This is a genomic window from Arthrobacter sp. CAN_A1, from assembly GCF_015751665.1.
Taxonomy (GTDB): domain Bacteria; phylum Actinomycetota; class Actinomycetes; order Actinomycetales; family Micrococcaceae; genus Arthrobacter_D.
The window spans coordinates 43683-62744 of sequence record NZ_JADOUR010000007.1 but is presented as its reverse complement, the minus strand read 5'-3'; the positions used below and the strand labels follow the sequence as shown (position 1 = coordinate 62744).

Annotated in this window: 15 protein-coding genes; 6 read left to right on the top strand and 9 right to left on the bottom strand. The window is 64.9% G+C overall.

Annotated features, from left to right (window positions below; all coding sequences use genetic code 11):
* Positions 1–73: 73 nt before the first annotated feature.
* Positions 74–505 carry an acyl-CoA thioesterase gene (locus IWX62_RS10045; RefSeq protein WP_333483347.1) on the top strand — a complete coding sequence of 144 codons (432 nt, stop codon included), beginning with the start codon at positions 74–76 and terminating at the stop codon, positions 503–505.
* 76 nt (positions 506–581) lie between these two features.
* Here IWX62_RS10045 and fdhA read toward each other — a convergent pair whose 3' ends face one another.
* Both fdhA and IWX62_RS10035 read right to left on the bottom strand, forming a co-directional pair.
* On the bottom strand, positions 582–1799 hold the full coding sequence (fdhA, locus tag IWX62_RS10040) for a formaldehyde dehydrogenase, glutathione-independent (RefSeq protein WP_196841266.1): 1218 nt from the start codon (positions 1797–1799) through the stop codon (positions 582–584).
* 181 nt (positions 1800–1980) lie between these two features.
* Positions 1981–2451: a DUF4383 domain-containing protein gene (locus IWX62_RS10035; protein ID WP_196841265.1), complete on the bottom strand. Its 471-nt coding sequence runs from the start codon at positions 2449–2451 to the stop codon at positions 1981–1983.
* 404 nt (positions 2452–2855) lie between these two features.
* Here IWX62_RS10035 and IWX62_RS10030 point away from each other — a divergent pair, with 404 nt between their 5' ends.
* Positions 2856–3095 carry a YegP family protein gene (locus IWX62_RS10030; RefSeq protein WP_196841264.1) on the top strand — a complete coding sequence of 80 codons (240 nt, stop codon included), beginning with the start codon at positions 2856–2858 and terminating at the stop codon, positions 3093–3095.
* Between the two features lie 7 nt (positions 3096–3102).
* On the opposite strand, the gene uvrA is transcribed toward IWX62_RS10030, so the two are convergent.
* Positions 3103–5646, bottom strand: a complete 2544-nt coding sequence (gene uvrA / locus IWX62_RS10025) for an excinuclease ABC subunit UvrA (protein WP_196841263.1) — start codon at positions 5644–5646, stop codon at positions 3103–3105.
* A 10-nt stretch (positions 5647–5656) separates the two neighbouring features.
* Positions 5657–8938: a DEAD/DEAH box helicase gene (locus IWX62_RS10020; RefSeq protein ID WP_333483346.1), complete on the bottom strand. Its 3282-nt coding sequence runs from the start codon at positions 8936–8938 to the stop codon at positions 5657–5659.
* 142 nt (positions 8939–9080) lie between these two features.
* On the opposite strand from IWX62_RS10020, the gene IWX62_RS10015 reads away from it, so the two are divergent.
* Positions 9081–10301: a hypothetical protein gene (locus tag IWX62_RS10015; RefSeq protein WP_333483345.1), complete on the top strand. Its 1221-nt coding sequence runs from the start codon at positions 9081–9083 to the stop codon at positions 10299–10301.
* Positions 10302–10337: 36 nt separating this feature from the next.
* Here IWX62_RS10015 and IWX62_RS10010 read toward each other — a convergent pair whose 3' ends face one another.
* The gene (locus IWX62_RS10010) at positions 10338–11090 is read right to left on the bottom strand and encodes a hypothetical protein (protein ID WP_196841261.1); all 753 of its coding nucleotides are present in this window, start codon (positions 11088–11090) and stop codon (positions 10338–10340) included.
* A 306-nt stretch (positions 11091–11396) separates the two neighbouring features.
* On the opposite strand from IWX62_RS10010, the gene IWX62_RS10005 reads away from it, so the two are divergent.
* Entirely contained in the window at positions 11397–11600 is a 204-nt protein-coding gene (locus IWX62_RS10005) for a cold-shock protein (protein ID WP_019483883.1), read from the top strand.
* Between the two features lie 167 nt (positions 11601–11767).
* Here the strand turns inward: IWX62_RS10005 and IWX62_RS10000 are convergent, their stop codons facing one another.
* Positions 11768–12049, bottom strand: coding sequence for a hypothetical protein (locus IWX62_RS10000; protein WP_196841260.1), 282 nt, complete (start codon positions 12047–12049; stop codon positions 11768–11770).
* Positions 12050–12137: 88 nt separating this feature from the next.
* Positions 12138–13331: a benzoate/H(+) symporter BenE family transporter gene (locus IWX62_RS09995; RefSeq protein ID WP_196841259.1), complete on the bottom strand. Its 1194-nt coding sequence runs from the start codon at positions 13329–13331 to the stop codon at positions 12138–12140.
* 83 nt (positions 13332–13414) lie between these two features.
* Between IWX62_RS09995 and IWX62_RS09990 the strand changes: the two genes are divergently transcribed.
* Complete coding sequence (locus IWX62_RS09990; protein WP_196841258.1) at positions 13415–13972, top strand: helix-turn-helix domain-containing protein; 558 nt, start codon at positions 13415–13417, stop codon at positions 13970–13972.
* Here IWX62_RS09990 and IWX62_RS09985 read toward each other — a convergent pair.
* Together IWX62_RS09985 and IWX62_RS09980 are read right to left on the bottom strand one after the other, a co-directional pair.
* Positions 13969–17511: a TM0106 family RecB-like putative nuclease gene (locus tag IWX62_RS09985; RefSeq protein WP_196841257.1), complete on the bottom strand. Its 3543-nt coding sequence runs from the start codon at positions 17509–17511 to the stop codon at positions 13969–13971. The genes IWX62_RS09990 and IWX62_RS09985 overlap by 4 nt on opposite strands.
* Before the next feature lie 56 nt (positions 17512–17567).
* Positions 17568–18053 (bottom strand): MarR family winged helix-turn-helix transcriptional regulator, encoded by a 486-nt coding sequence (locus IWX62_RS09980; RefSeq protein ID WP_196841256.1) that lies wholly within the window; start codon positions 18051–18053, stop codon positions 17568–17570.
* A 45-nt stretch (positions 18054–18098) separates the two neighbouring features.
* Here IWX62_RS09980 and IWX62_RS09975 point away from each other — a divergent pair, with 45 nt between their 5' ends.
* Positions 18099–19025, top strand: coding sequence for an EamA family transporter (locus IWX62_RS09975; RefSeq protein WP_333483344.1), 927 nt, complete (start codon positions 18099–18101; stop codon positions 19023–19025).
* Positions 19026–19062: the final 37 nt, after the last annotated feature.

The following is a 19062-nucleotide window of genomic DNA, read 5'->3' as shown; positions in this document are numbered from 1 at the left end:
ACGTGTCGGCACTTGACGAAGGGGTGGAAAAGGGATGGGTTTGGTAGGCCAAACGCTCACCTGTCGGGTACCCATGCGGTGGTCTGACATGGACGCCTACGGGCACATCAACAATGTACAGGTTTTGCGGCTCCTGGAGGAAGCCAGGATCCACGCTTTCGGGCCTCCCGGCGGCACCGGGGCGGAGGGCGAGCAGCCGCCAGTGGCAGTGTTCTCCTCAATAAACCCGGGCATTCAGGCCCTGGTGGTCGAGCACCGGGTCAGGTTCGTCGATACCCTCGACTACCGCAATGTTCCGCTGCGTATCGATGTGTGGATGAGCGACCTCTCCCCGGCGAGTTTCACCCTCGCCTACCGGGTTCATGACCCCCTCACCGAGGCGGTGTGTGTGAAGGCCGAAACAATCCTCGCTTTCGTCGACACAAACACCGGGAGCCTTCTCCGGCTGAGCGCGGACCAGAAGGATGCCCTCTCCCCCTTCCTGGGCGAGCCGCTGTTCTCCTGACCATTCGATACTGGCGCACCCACAGCAAGAGCCGCGGGCGCCGATGCCGGCCGCCCGCGGTCCTGGTGGTGCTGTGCTAGGCGGCCACGTATCCGTGGGGGTCCAGTACGTACTTGGTGGCAGCGCCGGCGTCGAACTCCTGGTAACCGCGGGGAGCGTCCGTCAGGCTGATCGCTTTGGCGTTGACGGCCTTGGCGATCTGCACCTTGTCGTGCAGGATGGCCATCATCAGGCCGCGGTTGTACTTCATCACCGGACACTGGCCCGTGGTGAAGGACAACGACTTGGCCCAGCCTGTTCCGAGACTGAGCGACAGTGAACCCACCTTCGCGGCATCGTCGACCGCTCCCGGATCACCTGTGACATAAAGTCCCGGGATACCCAGCGCGCCACCAGCTGCGGTGACGCTCATCAGCGAGTTCAGGACAGTAGCCGGTGCCTCATGAGACGCATCGGCGCCATGGCCGCGTGCCTCGAATCCGACTGCATCGACGCCGCAGTCCACTTCCGGAACGCCGAGGATTTGCTCGATCTGATCCTTCGGGTCACCCTTTGACACGTCTACCGTCTCGCACCCGAAGCTGCGGGCCTGAGCCAATCGATCCTCATTCAGATCGGCGACGATGACGACTGCGGCACCAAGCAGCTGGGCTGACACAGCCGCTGCAAGGCCAACAGGGCCCGCACCCGCCACATACACAGTCGAGCCGACGCCCACGCCAGCGGTCACGGCACCGTGGAACCCGGTGGGGAAGATATCCGAAAGCATGGTCAGGTCCAGGATCTTCTCCAGGGCCTGATCCCGGTCAGGGAACTTCAACAGGTTCCAGTCGGCGTAGGGAACCAGCACGTACTCGGCCTGGCCACCCACCCAGCCGCCCATGTCCACGTACCCGTAGGCGCTACCCGGGCGGTCGGGGTTCACATTCAGGCAAATGCCCGTCTTGCGTTCCTTACAGTTCCTGCACCGCCCACAGGCAATGTTGAAGGGAACCGAACAAATGTCGCCCTTCTTGATGAACTCCACATCGCGGCCAACCTCGACCACTTCGCCGGTGATTTCGTGGCCGAGTACCAGATCGGAGGGGGCAGTCGTGCGACCCCGAACCATGTGCTGGTCGGAGCCGCAAATATTCGTTGTAACAGTCTTGAGGATGACCCCGTGGTGAACCTGCCGGCCGATGTTGGCCGGGTTCACCCCTGGTCCATCTTTGAGCTCGAAGGTGGGATAGTCGATGTCGATGACCTCCACTTTCCCGGGTCCTTTGTAGGCAACGGCTTTGTTTCCAGGCATGAGCTTCCCTTCCGTTTCCGAACAGCCCTGTCGTCGGTGACTGGGCCCATGGCGAACGTACCGCTAGTCGGGTTGCACGAAGGTTGCACGAAGGTTGCATGGCTGGTCAGCCGCAGTTTGCCTTGCCCCGAACGGATCGGTGCAAGGCAAACTGGCTATGATCTGGGCCGGTGGCCGCTCGCTAGGTGGTGGTTGATTGGCTACCCCCACGGTGACGGGCAATATGCATGAGGGCCACGGCGCCAGCGATCAGCGCAAGGACCAGGTGCATCCAATTACCCGCCGCATTGAACGAGAGGAAATTGGCCGTCGACTCGAGATTGATGACCACACCGTAGATCCACATGATCAGGAAAAGGGCACCGCTCCCCAGAAGGAAATTACGGGCACCAGTATTATCCCTGCTCATGATGATCCCGGCCGCTCCGACAATCAGATAGACGAGGTTAAGCAGGATGGACACCTGGAAGACGCCGAAGAGCAACGCCTCGGAGCCGCTGGCGAAGGCCAACGATCCGTACTGTGTCGTCAGTCCCGGCACGAAGGCCAGGACGCCCAAAAGCAGAAAGACTACGCCCATTCCCATCGAGCCGGTACGAACCAGATCGTGGGTCACGTGAAAGTCACGGGCATGAGGTGATGCGGTAGTCATTTCCCCTCCCTTGGATCGAGAAAAGAACCTGTGACATTGGAATCTATTCGCCAAGCTTTTACAGGGCTGTTGGCGCCGGAATGGCTACCGTGCCAGCAGCTATATTCTACTGCTGGTAGAGGAAAGAGGAGACGAAAAACGGGTGTTTAATTAATCGCAATAAGGCGACATTGTGATAGAGGTGTTCCGCTCAGTCGCCCAACGCCAGGCGGCCGGTCATGAGAAGAGCACAGGGCCGCGCGCCCTCGCCGTCGTTGGCAGGGACTGTTGCAGTGGTGGATGAGACCACCCCTCCCAGGCTGGGTACGTGATTCACATATTTCTCCCCAGACCATATCCAGCAGACGTAAGGATGCTTAGTATGTAGCTACCCGTTCAGACATTCCTTACAAGGAGGTAAGAAAGTGTCAGGCTACTTCAAAATAGTGGATGCGCACGACGGCGGTTACCGGATCAAACTCATGGCAGGCAACGGAGCACTGGTTGCCGTCTCCACGTACTATCCGACAAAACCCGAGGCGGTCTCCGGCATTGAGCAGCTGCGCGAGATTGCCGGTACCGGACCGGTCACCGATCAGAGCCGCGGAAATCACATCAGCGCAAGCGCCTCGGGGAAGAAGGCTTTCAGCGATCAGCGCCGGTAATTGAGGCTTACGCGGTGTTTTTCAGCCGGCGGGCCAGGTACGGGGCCGTCCGGCTGACCGTGTTGGTGGCCACCGACGACGGCGTGCCAGCGGCGACAATGGTGCCGCCTTCATCGCCGCCCGAAGGACCCAGGTCAATGACCCAGTCCGCCGCGGCGATGACCGACATGTCATGCTCGACGACGACGACGGTGTTGCCGGCCTCAACCAGGTTGTTGAGTTGGATGAGGAGCAGTTGCACGTCTGCCGGGTGGAGCCCGGTGGTGGGCTCGTCAAGCAGGTACAGGGTGTGCCCGCGGCGGGCACGCTGAAGTTCGGTGGCGAGCTTGATACGCTGCGCCTCTCCGCCGGAGAGTTCGGTGGCGGGCTGCCCGAGCCGTAGGTAACCCAGCCCCACCTGGCGAAGGGTGGTCAGGCTGCGCGCTGCCGCCGGAACGTCGGCAAGGAACTCCGCGGCGGCGTCGACGGTGAGTCCGAGCACCTCGGCGATGGTCTTGCCCTGGTAGGTGATCTCAAGTGTCTCTGGGTTGTAGCGTGATCCGTCGCAGGTGGGGCACGGCCCGTAACTGCCTGGCAGGAAGAGGAGTTCAACGGAGACGAACCCCTCGCCGAGGCACGTCTCGCAACGGCCGCCGGTCACGTTGAAGGAGAACCGGCCAGCCCCGTACCCGCGCGCTTTGGCCTCGTCGGTGGCAGCGTAGACCTTCCTGACGGCGTCGAACAGGCCCGTATAGGTGGCCAGGTTGGATCGGGGGGTCCTGCCGATGGGGCGTTGATCCACCCGGACCAACCGGTCAATCAGGTCGAGGCCCTCAATATGCCCCACGGTCATGTGATCGCCCGGTGCGCAGTCGCGGTCGCTGCCGTCACTGTTGTTGTCACTGTCGGACTCCACCGGGACGCCGGCGTGTAGATAGTCGTTGACGACGTCGGCCAGCACCTGGGAGACGAGGGTGGACTTGCCCGACCCGGACACACCGGTGACGGCGGTCAGCACATTGAGGGGGACCGCGGCGTCGAGGGCGCGGAGGTTGTGACGGGTGATGCCGTTCAGCGTTAGCCAGCGCTCCGGTTGGCGCAGCGCCGTTTCGGCAGCGGGCGGAGCCTGTTCCGGGAAGAGGAACGGGCGGGTGACGGACTCGTCGATGTCGGCAAGACCGGGCACGGCACCGCTGTAAAGGACCGAGCCGCCGGCCTCGCCAGCCCGTGGGCCAACGTCGACCACCCAGTCGGCGTTGCGGACCACGTCCATGTCGTGTTCGACGACGAACACGGAGTTGCCGGACGTCTTGAGCTGCTGCAGGACCTCAAGGAGCGGTTCGGCGTCCGCCGGGTGCAGGCCAGCCGACGGCTCGTCGAGCACGTAGATCACCCCGAACAGGCCGGAGCGGAGCTGGGTGGCGATCCGGAGCCGCTGCATTTCGCCGGGGGACAGGGTGGGGGTGGGCCGGCGGAGGCTGAGGTATCCGAGTCCCAGATCCAGGAGGACACCGACCCGGTGGTGCAGGTCCTTGGTCAGGGTGACCGCCACCTCGGTGGTCTCACCGGAGCTCAGCGCGCGGGAGCTGGATCCGGCGTGTTGCAGGGTGGCAGTGGGCTCGACGATCGCTGCGAGGTCGGCCAGGGGGACGGCGGTGAGCTCGGCGATTGAGTAGCCGGCGAAGGTTACGGCCAGCGCGGCCTGCTGCAGGCCGCTGCCATCGCAGAGGGTGCAGGGGCCGCTGTGCATGAACTGCAGGACCCGTTCCCGCATCGACTGGCTGGAGGAATCGGCGAGGGTGTGCAGGACGTAGCTCTTCGCGCTCCAGAACCGGCCCTTATACGGTTTGGCGACGCGGTCCCGCTGAGGGGTGACCTCGACCACCGGCTGCTCCTCCGTGAAGAGGATCCAGTCGCGGGATTTCCTCGGCAGCTTGTTCCACGGGGTGTCGATGTCGTGACCGAGTTCGCCCAGGATGTCGCGGAGGTTTTTGCCCTGCCACGCTCCGGGCCAGGCGGCAATGGCCCCGTCGCGGATGGTCAGCGACGTGTCCGGGACCAGGGATTCCTCGCTGACCGTGTGGGCGACGCCCAGCCCATGGCACTGGGGGCAGGCGCCGGCGGCAGTGTTGGGGGAGAAGGCGTCGGAGTCCAGCGACTCTGCGCCCTCCGGGTAGGTGCCGGCCCGGGAGAAGAGCATCCTTACCGAGTTGGACAGAGTGGTGACGGTGCCCACCGTCGAGCGGGAACTGGGGGTGCCCCGGCGCTGCTGCAGGGCGACGGCGGGCGGCAACCCGGTGATTTCATCGACGCGCGGGTTGGATCCCTGCTGGATCAGCCGCCGGGCGTAGGGTGCCACCGACTCGAAGTAGCGGCGCTGCGCTTCGGCGTAGATGGTGCCGAAGGCGAGGGAGGATTTCCCTGACCCGGATACCCCGGTGAAGGCCACGATCGCGTCCCGGGGCACGTCCACGCTCACATTGCGGAGGTTGTTCTCGCGGGCGCCCCGGACCTTGACGAATCCGGTGCTGGGGGCGGTGGCAGGCAGGTCTGCTGATAGTTGTTGACTCACCCTTTCGACTCTAGCCTTCCAGCAGGCCCCGGATGTCGTCGGCGGTCAGCGCGGAGCTGAAGACGGCGTCGTCGTCCATCACCGAACTGAATAGCTTCGCCTTCTGCTCCTTGAGCTTCATGACCTTCTCCTCGATGGTGCCGGAGGCCACCATCCGGTACACCATGACGTTGCGGGTCTGCCCGATCCGGTGGGTGCGGTCGACGGCCTGGGCTTCGGTGGCGGGGTTCCACCATGGGTCCAGGAGGAACACGTAGTCCGCCTCGGTGAGGTTCAGGCCGAACCCGCCGGCCTTGAGGCTGATCAGGAAGACCGGGGCGTCGCCGTCCTTGAAGCCGTTGATCACGTCACCGCGGCGCAGGGTGGAGCCGTCGAGGTAGCTGTACGCAATGCCCTGGGCGTCAAACCGCTCAGCTGCCTTCTTCAGGAAGGAAGTGAACTGGCTGAAAACGAGTGCCCGGTGGCCCTCGTTGACGACATCCTCGAGCTGCTCGAACAGGACGTCGAGCTTCGCCGAGGGGACGCCGTCGTACGCCTGATCCACCAGCGACGCGTCGAGGCTCAGCATCCGCAGCAGGGTGAGGGATCTGAACACGATCATCCGGTTGCGGTCCAGATCCTCGATCAGCCCCAGCAGTTTCTGGCGTTCACGCTGCAGATGGGTCTGGTAGATCTTCCGGTGCCGCGAATGCAGTTCCACCTCCAGCACCTGCTCCTGCTTCGGGGGCAGGTCCGAGGCGACGGCTTCCTTGGTGCGCCGCATCAGCAACGGTCTGATCCTCCGGCGCAGACGGGCGAGGCGCTCGGTGTTGCCGGATTTCTCGATCGGATTCCGGTAGTCCTCGGTGAAACGGCGGGCCGACGGAAACAGGCCGGGCGCGGTGATGGAGAACAGTGACCACAGCTCCATCAGGTTGTTCTCCATCGGCGTGCCGGTGATGGCGAGCTTGAACGGCGCCGAGAACTCCTTGGCGCACAGGTGCACCTTGGCGGTGCGGTTCTTCACGAATTGGGCCTCGTCAAGGATCAGCCCCGCCCATTCCTGCGCCTGGTAGCCCGTGAAATCCAGGCGGAACAGGGTGTAGGAGGTGACGACGACGTCGGCTCCCGCCGTCAGCGCCGCCAGGGCACTGCCACTTTTTGCCTGGGTGTCGGTGACCCCGACGACGGTGAGGCCGGGGGTGAAGCGCTGGGCCTCGGACACCCAGTTGGGGACCACCGAGGTGGGTGCGACGACGAGGAAGGGTTTAGTTTCGCCGGTTTCCTTGGCATGGGTGAGGAGCGCGAGGGTCTGCAGAGTCTTGCCGAGGCCCATATCGTCGCCAAGGACCCCGCCCAGTCCATGCTGGTAGAGGAACGCGAGCCAGTTGAAACCGTCCTGCTGGTACGGGCGGAGGGTGGCGAACAGGGTGGGTGGCAGGGGAGTGGGGGTGATCTCCTGCAGATCGTTCAGGCCTTCCACCGCCGACCGCCAGCCCTGGGCCTCCTCGGTTTCCTCGGCCAGGTCCTCTAAGTCGGCCCACAATCCGGCCTGGTAGCGGCTGATCTTCAGCCCCGGTTCCCATTCGTTGAGGGAGCGGGCTTCCTCGATCAGTTCACGCAGCTGTTCGAAGATCGGCTGGTCCATGGACAGGTAACTGTTGTCCACGAGCTTGATCTTCTTCTTTCCATGGGCCAGTGCCCTGAAAATGTGGTCAAAGGGGATCTTGCGGCCCTGGACGGTCACCAGGACGCCGAGGTCAAACCAGTCACGGTTGTCGGTTTCCACGGTGGTGATGGTCAACTGTGCTGGTTCGGTCAGCTCCTCGTAGCTGGGCTGGTCGCCGATGATGTCAACCCTGATGCCGTCCAGTTCCAGCAGTTTGGGCAGGGTGTCTTCGGTGAACTCGACGGCGTCCATGTCCTCAAGGGTGAGGGCTGTGAGTGGGGTGGTCCCGAGGTGGACTCGGGCGGTGCGGAGGATCTCCGTTTCGGCGGACGGATCGCGGTACTCCTGCGCGCCGGGTACAGGGCGCAGGGGCTTGCGGGTGGTGTCATCGCCGAGCCGGTACTCCCAGTCCCAGGACAGTTCCAGCCGGTCATCGGTGGTGTAGTGGGCGGTGAGGATGAGCAGGGGAGGAGCGATGTCGGGGAACGTTACCGACGCGTCACTGCTGATCACGTCGATCGCCTGGTGCAGCCGCGGGTAGAAACTGTCGAGGAACAGCGTCTTTTCCTGGGCGGGGATGATTACCGGGGCGGTCTGTAGCAGCAGCCCGACGTCGTGGTCGGTGAGCCGTTTGGCGGTTGGCGCGAGGGTGATGACGGTGCTCTGGGCGGGGCTGCCCGGATCCACCGTGTAGATACCGTGGGTGCTGATTGGCCGGGCAGTGTCGGGTGGGTGCTGGTGGCCGTCGATTTCCAGCACCGGGCACAACTGCAACTGGTCCCCTGTGGTGACGGTCGCGTCGAGTTTCAGGCTGGCGTTGCCGGCCAGCGCCACCTTGACGCCCTTGGTGGAGCCGACAAACTCGACACCGAGCCGCTGTGCTTCCTTGAGTAGCTGCCACAGCAGCGGGTTGCTGAAGTCTTCCAGATAGAGCCACGAGTCGTTGTTGCCGAAGTAGCTGACCCCGGTTCCCCGGTGGAGGGAAGGGAACTGGGAGAACCACCGGTGCTGGTCGGGGTCGAGGAGGACACCGTAGGTCTGGTAGCTGATGCTGCCCCAGGACAGGTTGTTCTTGACCCAATTGCCCTTGCTGTTGCGGACTACCGGGCGGACACCCAGCCGGGGTTTGGCTGCATTCCGCGATGATCGGGGTGACCCCCAGCCGTGCTGCGGGCTCGTGGCGGCGCGCAGCTCAAACTGAAGCGCAAGCGGGGTGGGCGGCGTGGAGGTGGCGGCGCCGTCGTCGGGCGCGGGTTCGATCAGCCCGGTGAGGGAGCTTTGCCAGCCCCGCGGCTCTGCTCGCCGAAGGGGAGTAGTGAGTTCCTGGCGGGACAGCAGATGTTCGGTGTTGCTTTGCAGCGCCGTGGCGGCCACGTGCTTGCAGTCGAGGCTGATGGGGCAGCTGCAGAAGCTGTCCCTGAGGCGGTAGCGACCGTCGCCCTTTTCTGACAGGAAAAGGCGCGTGCGGTACGCGGCGGGTGAATTTCCCTGGACCCGGGCGTCAAGAGTATTGCCCGACGGATCCCAAGCAAGCTGGGACACTGCACCCTGTTTCGCGTAGGTCTGTCCACGCTGGAAGGAGGCGCCGCCCACCATGCGGATGATGTCGGTGACATCGATCATGGGGGAGCTGGTCTGGGGCATGCATTAATGCTCTCACGCGCTCCTGACGGAATGGCGTGCGGCCGTGGCCACGGGGAACCGACCCACAGCGATCGGATGGAAAAAGGCAGTGACGTCGAATCCGCGCGGGAGTAAACTGGCGCACGAGGGCAGGGAGCGGGCAATGAAGCCAGGCACGGGTGCGTATCGCAGGATGGTTTGTTGCATAGCCATGGTGGGGCTCATCGCCCCCGTAGTGGCCAGTGGTGCGGTGGCGGCGCCGCCCGGCGGTCCGCAGCTGAGTGATCTGCGCTATTACCAGGCCGCGGTCAACCTTCTCCCAGACGAGGACGGAGCCTATGCTGGCGCGGTCTCCTTCCGGCAGGAGGTCGGAGCTGCTGCGACGGTTGATGTTTTCCTGTCCCGGGCGGCAACCATCATCTGTCCAGGTGGTGGCGAAGACATCGCCACCTCCACGGTCCAAACCGAAACTCGGGACGCCAGTGAGCCGGGTCCGGTCACCCTCGACATCGGGCATAGCCTCGACCAGGCCGTCGGGCACGCGGTAGTCAACCTGGTTGTCACCGCCGCCCCCGGGTGCGGCGAGCCGGTATCAACCTCGGTGCTGCCTGCACAGGAGGTGCAGATTGCGGTGACGGGTACTTCGGTCAGGTTCTTTACTGGTATCGGGGGAACCACGTCGGCTGGCGCCGATCGTACGACTGGTCGGTCCTACAGTTTCGCCCGCGATGGCACCGGCTCCGCTAGCGTGGGCTCGCTCATCGTTGGGTCGGAGAGCCCCGCCGCGTTCCTGAAATACGCTGTGGAGCGGCAGCGAACCCACGGCGACGCCCCGGTTGCCCCCGACCCGGTCGCACCGCCGGGCGGCACAGGAGCGCGGGGCGACTACAGCGCCGAGTTTGAGCCCACCGGTCCGGGTGTCCTCTTCGAGGACGCCATTGTCCAGGCCAGCACCACCAGCCCGCCGGAGCGTGCGACGACGGTCAGTGCGTCGAGCTTCACCGCCGAACTGATCGACTGTGGTGACGGTACGACAGGTGTCCGCGAGCAATTCGTCGTCGGGTCGGGACCAGGGGTGCTGACCATCGGTCGCAAGCTGGGAACAGCCACCGCCTCCGGATCCATACAGTTCGATCGGTTCATCACTGACGGATGCCAGGGTGGCGTGACGGTATCCGACACGGTCGTTCTCCCAGTGACGCTGAACCTCACGGCCACAGCGCCGATCGTGCGGGTCAGCGACAGCCGATGGCAGATCCGGCCGGGCGGCGGATCTGAGCGCACGCACGGGTGGTACCTCGGGCGGCAGGCCACCGGCACCGTGGCGATCGGGGGAGTGGGCGGGACGACGAATCTCGCCGCTATCGGCTCCGCCGGCCCCTAAGCTGGGCTCGGCAATGCAGCAAGGCCCGGCAGGCTGTCAACCGGGGCCTCCACCGAGCACGTCGACGTGGACATGGTCGAGATGGCGCAGGATCTCGTTGCCGGGAGCCGGGGCCTCGTAGTAATGCCACTGCCCGCGAGCGAGATGCGCGCTCCAGAACTCGTCGTCGAAAATGACGTACTGAATGTCCAGATCGTCTGCGTGAGCAACGAGCCAGTGGGCGAGGATCCACCCCTCGCGTCGATTCTCTTCGTTGACCGGACGGTAGAAGACGTCGATGGCCCGGCCGTCGTAGTGGGTTGAGGCCTCACCGTGCCCCTGGCCGACCCCTCCCGGCGCGAACCCGCCGAGGCTTTGTTCTCCGAACACCTCGGCCATCGCCTGCCGCACCTGTTCGGCCCGGGGTGTCAGGCCGGTGTCAGTGACCTGCTCAACCTCCAGATCGGTGGCGGCCGAGCCACGACAGTGGAAGCTGGGCCCGGCGTCGTCGGGTGGTCCGTCCATCAACTGCTGGATGACTGCAGCGTCGATGGTTGAGGTGTCCGGCGCCTCCTCTCCCTGGACCAGAAGGGCAGCGGCGGTGGTGGCGATTTTCGCCTCCTCGCCGGTGAGGCCGACGTCGCCGTCGGCGGTTTCGACGGTGCACTCGGGGCTGCCGAGGAGGGGACCTTCAGGGAGGTTCATCCCGTTGACCAGTCTGGGCCCCACGAACACCAGTACCGAGGCCAGTATCCCGAGCAGCAGCAGGCCCAGGAGCAGTCGGAGCGGTCGCCGTCGGCGCCTCACCATCCCGTCACCACTGATTTTGTACCCCTCCCGAGTATCGACGCCGCGCGGGACGTGCCCCGCTCCAGCTTTAACTGGATCGCGGGGGCAAATGGTTCCCGCGCGGTGAGCTGGGGTTGAGCCCTGGTTTTTGCCTCAGGTGAAATCCATGTAGACTCGTACGCAGTTGTAGTGTTGCGCATTTTGTATTTCAAGCGGCGAAACCCAGACGGGCCAGCCGCTTTTTCTGTAGAAGCGGGAAACGAACGCCGCGACTGAAACTACCCGACAGTCGGGATCGGTTTCATATTTCCAGAAGGATGATTAAAAATGGCAACAGGTACCGTGAAATGGTTCAACGCTGACAAGGGCTTCGGCTTCATCGAACCAGAAGATGGCAGCGCCGATGTGTTCGCTCACTTCTCCGCTATCAACTCGAGCGGCTTCAAGTCCCTCGACGAGAACCAGAAGGTTAGCTTTGAGACCGAGCAGGGCCCCAAGGGTCCTCAGGCCGTAAACATCCAGGTCGTCTAGTTCGACTTAGTGGTCATTGACCACTGAAATAGGGCGGGAAGCAATTCCCGCCCTATTTTGCGTTAAAGGGCCACCCGCCCCCAAACCCTTGGGTTGAGTCAACACATATGACGGGTTTTCCCACGAAAACACGTCATATGTGCTGACTCAATCTGTGGGGGCGGGCTCTAGTCGGCCGGGATTGATTCACTCTGAGGCGGTGTCGGATGCGCCGTCGGGAAACGGTGCTCGGCCAGTGCGTCGAGGCTCGACAGGGCGCGATGCACCCCGATCAGCAGGAGCAGAAAGCCAGCAACCGCCAGAGTGATGCCCGCGGTGACCCAGAAGCTTGATCCTGAGACGAGTTGCTGTGGCACCCCTACGCCCAGCCAAACTGCGAGCCCGGACACCACCAGGAACAGGCCCAACGTGGTGGTTCCGGCCGACTTTTCAACAGTGAACGTGGTCATGGCAGAAACCTACCCTACGCATGCCGGGTGGAGCGCCCCCTAACCCAGCGAGGGTGGCCGAGCCAGCGGGCGAGTGCGGCGGTCGGAGCTACGTTGCGGGGCGGCGCTCCACGACCCAACGGACCAGCAACCCCGCGATCAGGGCCCAGAAGGCGCCGCCGATTCCAGCCAGGCTCAGGCCCGACGCCGCCACCAGAAATGTCACGATGGCGCTCAGCCGCTGCCCGGCGTCGGCCAGTGCCGCCGCGAGGGCGGACGCCATGGTTCCCATCAGCGCCAGCCCCGCCACGGTTTCGATCAGGCCGGGCGGCGCTGCGGCCACCACCGTCACCAGGGCGGCGGACGCACCGGCGAGTATCAGGTAACAGCAGCCAGCGCTGACTGCGGCAACCCAGCGGCGGCTCCTGTCCGGTCCTGCGGTCTCGCCCGCGGATAGGGCTGCGGACAGCGCGGCAAGGTTCATTGCATGTCCACCAAAAGGAGCGGCTGCGGCGGTGCCGAGCCCGGTGACCAGCATCGATGACCGCCATGGGGTGCGGTACCCAAACGACGCGAGGACAGCCACTCCGGGCACGTTCTGCGACGCCATAGTCACGATATACAGCGGCAAGGCCAGGCTGGCGACGGCTTGCAGGCTGAACTCAGGCATTGTCATCTCGACAGCCGGTGCAGCAGTGGCCCAGTCCAGCGGGATCCGGTTCACCGTCAGGTAGCCTCCAATTGCCAGCAAAGCACCGGCCAGCGTCAGGGGTACAGCCCATCGCGGCGCGAAGCGGGTGCCGACCAGCCAGACCAGGATCAGCGGCAGCACCAGCAGCGGGATGGTCCCCAGGGCGCGGAAGGGTGCGAGGCAGAGGGGAAGGAGAACTCCTGCGAGCATCGCCTGTGCCAATGTTGTTGGAATCCTGCCGATCAGCCGGCCCAGCGCGGGCACGGCGCCAGTCGCCACGATCAGCGCCCCCGTGACCACGAACGCGCCGACGGCGGCGGGCCACCCGCCATCGTAGGAAGCTGCCCCGGCCAGCAGGGCAGCGCCGGGCGTGGACCAGGCCAAGGTAATTGGTATGCGGTGCAGGGTGGAGAGCAGGATCATTCCGAGGCCGAAGATGACAGTCAGAGCGAGCAACCCCGACGCAGCCTGCTGCTCGGTGGCACCCGTCGCCCGCAAGCCGGCCAACACCACCGCAAATGACGAGGTAAAGCCGACCAGCGCTGTCACCACGCCGGCGAGGACTGGTTCCCGGAGCGGGGAATGGACTGTTGCTGCGCTCTCGGGCGTCACGGGATAGGTCTCGCAATCTATGCGGCAAATGGTTGGCAGTTCCGTAAACAGAACGCTGCTATCGTAGCCGGAGGAGGCTACCGATGACCACCAGGATGATGACCGACCGGCTGACCGCCGTGGGCCGAAGAATCAGGACCCTACGATCGGAGCAGGGCATGTCCCTGTCCATGCTCGCCGCGCGGGCAGGAATCGGCAAGGGGACGCTCTCCGAATTGGAGACCGGCCAACGGAACCCAACACTCGAAACCCTGTATGCGTTGGCCGCCCCCTTGCGCGTTCCCCTGGCGGCCTTGCTGGGTGAGGAGCCGGGTGCTGAGGCCAGCGATGACGTAGTGTCAGCCCGCTTGATGGGCGTCCGCCACCACGACGACGGCGGCATCACCGAGGTCTACTGGCTCACCATTGCAGCTGACGGATCGCGGCTGTCGCCACCCCACGGACCGGGTGTCATCGAGCATCTGCTCGTGGTGCGGGGGAGTGCCACCGTGGGGCGGGTCGGCGAGCAGCACACGATTGGGGCCGGGGCGTCCCACGCCTGGGTCAGCGACGGGGAGCATTCTTACACGGCGGCAGGCGAGGGGGCTGTTGCCGTTCTGACCATCGCCTCGCCACCGCCGGCTACGCCGTCACCCAGCTAGGGGAGAACACCCGTTCTCGCCGTGCACAACCCGACAAACGCGCCTAGCTCCTCGAACTGTTCCGGTCGGGGAGGCAAATGATGCGTGAGGTCGGGTGCACGGATGATTACGGCCCGCCACTGCCCGCGTGACACAGCAACGTTGACCCGGTTGCGGTTGAGCAGGAAGCCGATTCCCCGTGGGGCATCAGCCGCCGAGGAGCAGGCCATCGAGACGATAACCACCGGAGCTTCCTGACCCTGGAACCGGTCAACGGTCCCCACCCGGACACCGTTCAGGCCGGCCGCATCAAGCTGGGTCTGGATTTCCTGTACCTGGGCGTTGTAGGCGGCAACCACCAGAAGGTCGTCAGGTCCCAGCGGACGCGGCACCTCATCGGGGCCACCCGTCCACAACTTGCCGAGGTGGGCCGTCACCTGGCTGACCACCTCCGCGGCCTCCTGGGGTGAGGATGTGGTGTTTCCGGAGTGTTCCACCATGACGCATTCAATTCCCGCAGGTAGTCCAGCAAGGAATCGCCCGGCCGCCGCGGGTGCCGATTCGAGCTTTCCGTCATAGGACAGGTGGGACACCGCTGAACAGAGGTCGGGGTGCATCCGCCAGCTATCGGCCAGAAAGTAGCCCAACTCAGGCGAGAGCGTAGCGTGGCCGGCCGAAAGCCAGCCCAGCGCCGACGTGTCGACCGGTTCGGGGTGGGTTCCTTGGGTGACCTGCGGGAGTTGCTGCGGGTCACCGAGCAGCAACAGGCGCGAGGCGGCTCGGGAAACGGCAAGCGTATTGGCCAGCGAGTATTGACCGGCCTCGTCGATGACCAGCAGATCCAGTGACCCGGGCGGGACTTTGCTCCCCGTCATGGTCCAGGCGGTGCCGCCGACAAGTGCCCCGCCCGGAGAGTCCAGGAGCGCCGCCACACCATCGTCGGTGGCGTGAGCCCACGGGACCCGCGGATCCGCGGTCTTCTTGGCGGTACGGTCAGCCGGAACGCCCGCGGCCAGGGCCCGCCGGATCATATGCTCCACCACCTTGTGGGACTGCCCCACTACCCCTACCTTCCAGCCCCGGCCCACCAGGGCCGCGATGACGTGGGAGCCGACGTAGGTCTTGCCGGTACCCGGCGGGCCCTGCACTGCCAGATAGGAATGATCCAGGGCGGACACGGCTTCGGTGATGGCGGTGACGTAGTCGCCGTCGACCACCACCGGCAGGGACTGCAGGCCCGCCAGCGTGGGGTTGGCCCGGCGCAGGACCTCCAGGCCAGGATTGCGGGGAAGGCCGGGCAGGGCAGAGCCCACCTGGAGGGCCAGCTCGGACAGGGCGGCGCGGATGCTCTTCGTGGCGATGGGCTGGTCGGGGGTCAACGCGACGGGTGCTTGGCTGTACTCGGTGCCGCCTTTTCTCAGCTTTTCCCGGACCTCCAGCACATCCCTGACCCCGTCGTGGTCCCGGCCGATCACGTCGGTACCGAACCAGCCGGCCCTGAGCGAGGTTCCAGCATCCTCGGTGGCCAGATCCTCGGGCAGCGGCTGGTCATACATGCGGAACAGGGACTTGCCCGGCTCGAAGTCGGATCCCTCCGCGGCTACCCCGGACAGCCGGAGGGTGCGGACCGGGTTGCTTCGGGGGGTGGGCTTTTCCCAGTCGGTGAGCACCTCGGCCCGCTGCACCACAAAGACGTTCCGGGTATCAGCCCAGTCCTCAACGGCCTTGTCCATCCGGTCGAAGTGCTCCCACCAGAACTGCTTGTCCTCGCGGCGGTGATAGCCCACCGCCGCGGCGACCATCGCCACGGCCTGCTCGTCATCAGTGAGCGCATGGGTGGCCGGCAGTGCCTCCAGATAGTCCAGGAGTCGGGTTTCCTCGGGGCTGGGCTCCGCGGGTTCGGCCGGGAGGTCAGCGCGCGGCGCGGCAGTGGTGCTGATGCCCCGTTCAGCGGCACAGTCCAGCAGCCAGTTGCGCAGGCGCAGGGTCGAGAGGCAGTCGTACTCGTTATAGTCGCGGATCCCGGCCAGGATCTCATCGGCCAGGACGTCATTCCCTGAATCCCTCGCCGTGCAATAGTCGGCGTAGGCAACCACCGAGGCGCCGGCGTCCTTCACATCCCCGCTGCGCAGATGTTCTCCCATATAGAGGGGTTCAAGCTTTTTGATGCTGTAGGAATTGTCGGAAATCCTCAAACTGTGGCGCACCGTTTCATACAGGTCCACCAGGACGCCTTCCCGGAGCAGGGCATCGACCGCATCCTCGCCGACCACATGGGCCAGGGACAGGTTGCGCAGCGCCGTCTTTTCGTAGGAGGCGTAGTGGTAGATGTGCAGGTCCGGGTACCTGGCCCGGCGGCTGGCGACATAGTCGAGGAAGTCGGTGAAGGCATGCCGTTCCTCAAGCCGGGAGTGCGCCCATAGGGGCAGGAACGGGGGAGGGTCGCCGGGCCGGTCGGGGTTCTCGACGACACCAAACAGGTACTCGAGCCCCCACCGTCCGGCACTGTCCTGCCAGAGGGGATCGCCCTCGAAGTCGAAGAAGATGTCGCCCTGGCTGGGTGCCGGGAGCGTCGCCAGCGTGTGATCGGGAAGGACCCGGTAGCTCAGCGTGGTGGGCGCTCCGTCCTTGCCCGTGTAGGTGACGCTGCCATCAGGGTGGGAGGTGCCGGTCTGCATCCGGGCCTGGTCGCGGAGCCGCAGCAGGCTCCTCTCGGTCTCAGGGACCTCGAGGGCGGCAAGCTGGTCAATGGTGTGGACGTCAATCCCGTGGAGTCTAGCCCGGCGGGTGGTGCTCATCCCCCCGACGAGCAGCAGGTCCCTGGTTTCGACGACCTTCACATGGCAGTAATTGCACCGGCCGCACGCTGTGTGTCCGGCAGCTTCCCACCGCACCGGTTCGGGCTGGTTGCGGTGTTCGTCGACCAGCCGCAAGAACCGGTCGCGGCGCTCCCGGAAGATGGGGAGGATGTCGGAGAGGCTGTGGATGCTGTGCGCCCCGTTGCCCAACACCAGGGTGACCTCCGACGCCGTCGGGATGCCGGCCGCCAGCAACTGATCCCCGTAGGCCGCGAGCTGCAGCAGGGCGCTCACCTTCGCGTGCCGGGCCAGCTTTGTGTCCCACACCGCGTAGGAACCCTCAGCGGTTTTCACCAGGAAGTCGGACCGGCCGTGGAACTGGCCGTCGAAGAATGCGGCCTGGAAGACGACGTCGGCCCCCGACCTCAGCACGGCTATCGACTCCCTGTGCTTGTCCTCCAGCAGGGTACGCTCCATCCCCGCGGCGGGTACGACGTCGTACACACCGGTCCCGGCGTCCGGATCCCACGGTCCGTGCTCGGCCACGAGGGCGTCAAGGACCTTCCGTTCATGGACGTCGCCGAGGACGGCGGTGCGCTCCAGCATGGCGTCGACGTCGAACACGGGCCGGGTGGACCGGCCCAGCTTCTCGTCGAGGACACAGAGCAACCGGTACTCGCATTCGGCGGCGGTGACCAGGTCGGTGGCGGAGAACACCAGGTCCGGCGGCTCACCGGGAAGGGTGGGGTCGAGAAGGAACACTGTGCCTCCCAGCAGCTACATCCGGCGAGCGGTTGACGGTATCAGGACGGGTTCAGCTAACCACGTGCCGCTGACAATTTGGTGAGCAGTACGGCCAAGGCGTCCCGTTCCTCGGGTGACAGCGGAGAAAGGATCCGCCGTTCAGTCTCCAAATGGTCGGGGAGGGCGGCATCGATTAGCGTGAGCCCCTCGGCAGTGAGTGCCACCTGCTTGCCACGTCCGTCACCCGGGTCCTGCGCGCGGGCGACCAGTCGGCGTTCCTCAAGTCGGTTGAGGCGCTGGGCGATGGCGCTGGAGGTCACCATCGAACTGGCCGTAAGTTCACGGGGGGTTAGCGTGTAGGGCTGGCCGGACCTGCGCAGGGTTGCGAGGACATCGAAGCTCGCGGCATCCAACCCATGACTCAGGAAGGTCTGCTCAAGCTCCCGGTCGATCTGCCGGGACAGTCGGGACAGCCGCCCTACGACCCCCATAGGGGAAGCATCGAGGTCGGGCCGTTCGGCACCCCACTGCTTGAGGATGAGGTCTACATGATCGGTCATGGACCAAGCCTAGACACTTGCTAAGCACTTAGCTAAACTAGCTAAGTGCTTAGCAATCGACTTGTCCTGGGAATGACCGCCTTCGCTCCCGTTGCGTGGGGAACGACCTATCTGGTGACTGCCGAGTATCTGCCACCCGACCGTCCACTCCTCGCTGCGGTACTCCGGGCACTGCCCGCTGGGCTGGTCCTGCTTCTTCTTGTTCGCCGGCTGCCTCGGGGAAGTTGGTGGTGGAAGGCGGCAGTCCTCGGGGTGCTCAACATCGGCGCGTTCTTCGCGTTCCTCTTTATCGCGGCGTACCGGCTTCCCGGCGGCGTGGCCGCCACCATGGGGGCAATCCAACCGCTCGTTGTCGCCGTTCTGGCATCGGTAGTGGTATCGGAGCGTCTCACCATGCGGAAAGTGATCGCGGGTATGGCCGGTATTTTTGGAGTAGGGATGATGGTCCTGTCCGCTGAGGCAAACCTTGATCCGATTGGTGTAGCCGCGGCGCTCCTGGGTACCGTCTCGATGGGGACTGGGGTTGTCCTGTTGAAGCGGTGGGGGCAACCCGCGTCGCCGCTGACCCTGACTGCGTGGCAACTCGTCGCCGGTGGTCTGTTCCTGATGCCGTTGGCATGGTTCGTCGAAGGGGCGCCGCCTGCGGCGTTGACGCCAGCAAACATCGCCGGCTACTTCTACCTCATGAGTTTCGGTACCGCCATCGCCTATTTCCTCTGGTTTCGCGGACTGAGCCTTCTCCCGGCGTCAACCGCGTCGTTCCTTGGCCTGCTCAGTCCCTTGACGGCAACCTTCTGCGGCTGGATATTCCTTAGTCAGACCCTCTCGATTGGTCAATTGGCTGGCGCGATCATCATTATTGCCACACTGATCACGGTGGCCCGGTCAACCAGTGGCAGTCTTCTGGAGAGGAATAGGGGCGCGGCGGTGACCGGCTCGGAGCGCCTCCCCTGGCGAGCGGGCCGGGTGTGACATTCCCAACGCCAGTCCGGTGGGGGCGGGCACGGCG

Bases quoted from the DNA above. Each gene is read 5' to 3' on its own strand.
- IWX62_RS10045 (WP_333483347.1), top strand. From the start codon at position 74: ATGCGGTGGTCTGACATGGACGCCTACGGGCACATCAACAATGTACAG.
- IWX62_RS10005 (WP_019483883.1), top strand. From the start codon at position 11,397: ATGGCAACAGGTACCGTGAAATGGTTCAACGCTGACAAGGGCTTCGGC.
- IWX62_RS09990 (WP_196841258.1), top strand. From the start codon at position 13,415: ATGACCACCAGGATGATGACCGACCGGCTGACCGCCGTGGGCCGAAGA.
- IWX62_RS10010 (WP_196841261.1), bottom strand. From the start codon at position 11,090: ATGGTGAGGCGCCGACGGCGACCGCTCCGACTGCTCCTGGGCCTGCTG.
- IWX62_RS10015 (WP_333483345.1), top strand. From the start codon at position 9,081: ATGAAGCCAGGCACGGGTGCGTATCGCAGGATGGTTTGTTGCATAGCC.
- IWX62_RS10020 (WP_333483346.1), bottom strand. From the start codon at position 8,938: ATGCCCCAGACCAGCTCCCCCATGATCGATGTCACCGACATCATCCGC.
- IWX62_RS10000 (WP_196841260.1), bottom strand. From the start codon at position 12,049: ATGACCACGTTCACTGTTGAAAAGTCGGCCGGAACCACCACGTTGGGC.
- IWX62_RS09980 (WP_196841256.1), bottom strand. From the start codon at position 18,053: ATGACCGATCATGTAGACCTCATCCTCAAGCAGTGGGGTGCCGAACGG.
- fdhA (WP_196841266.1), bottom strand. From the start codon at position 1,799: ATGCCTGGAAACAAAGCCGTTGCCTACAAAGGACCCGGGAAAGTGGAG.
- IWX62_RS10035 (WP_196841265.1), bottom strand. From the start codon at position 2,451: ATGACTACCGCATCACCTCATGCCCGTGACTTTCACGTGACCCACGAT.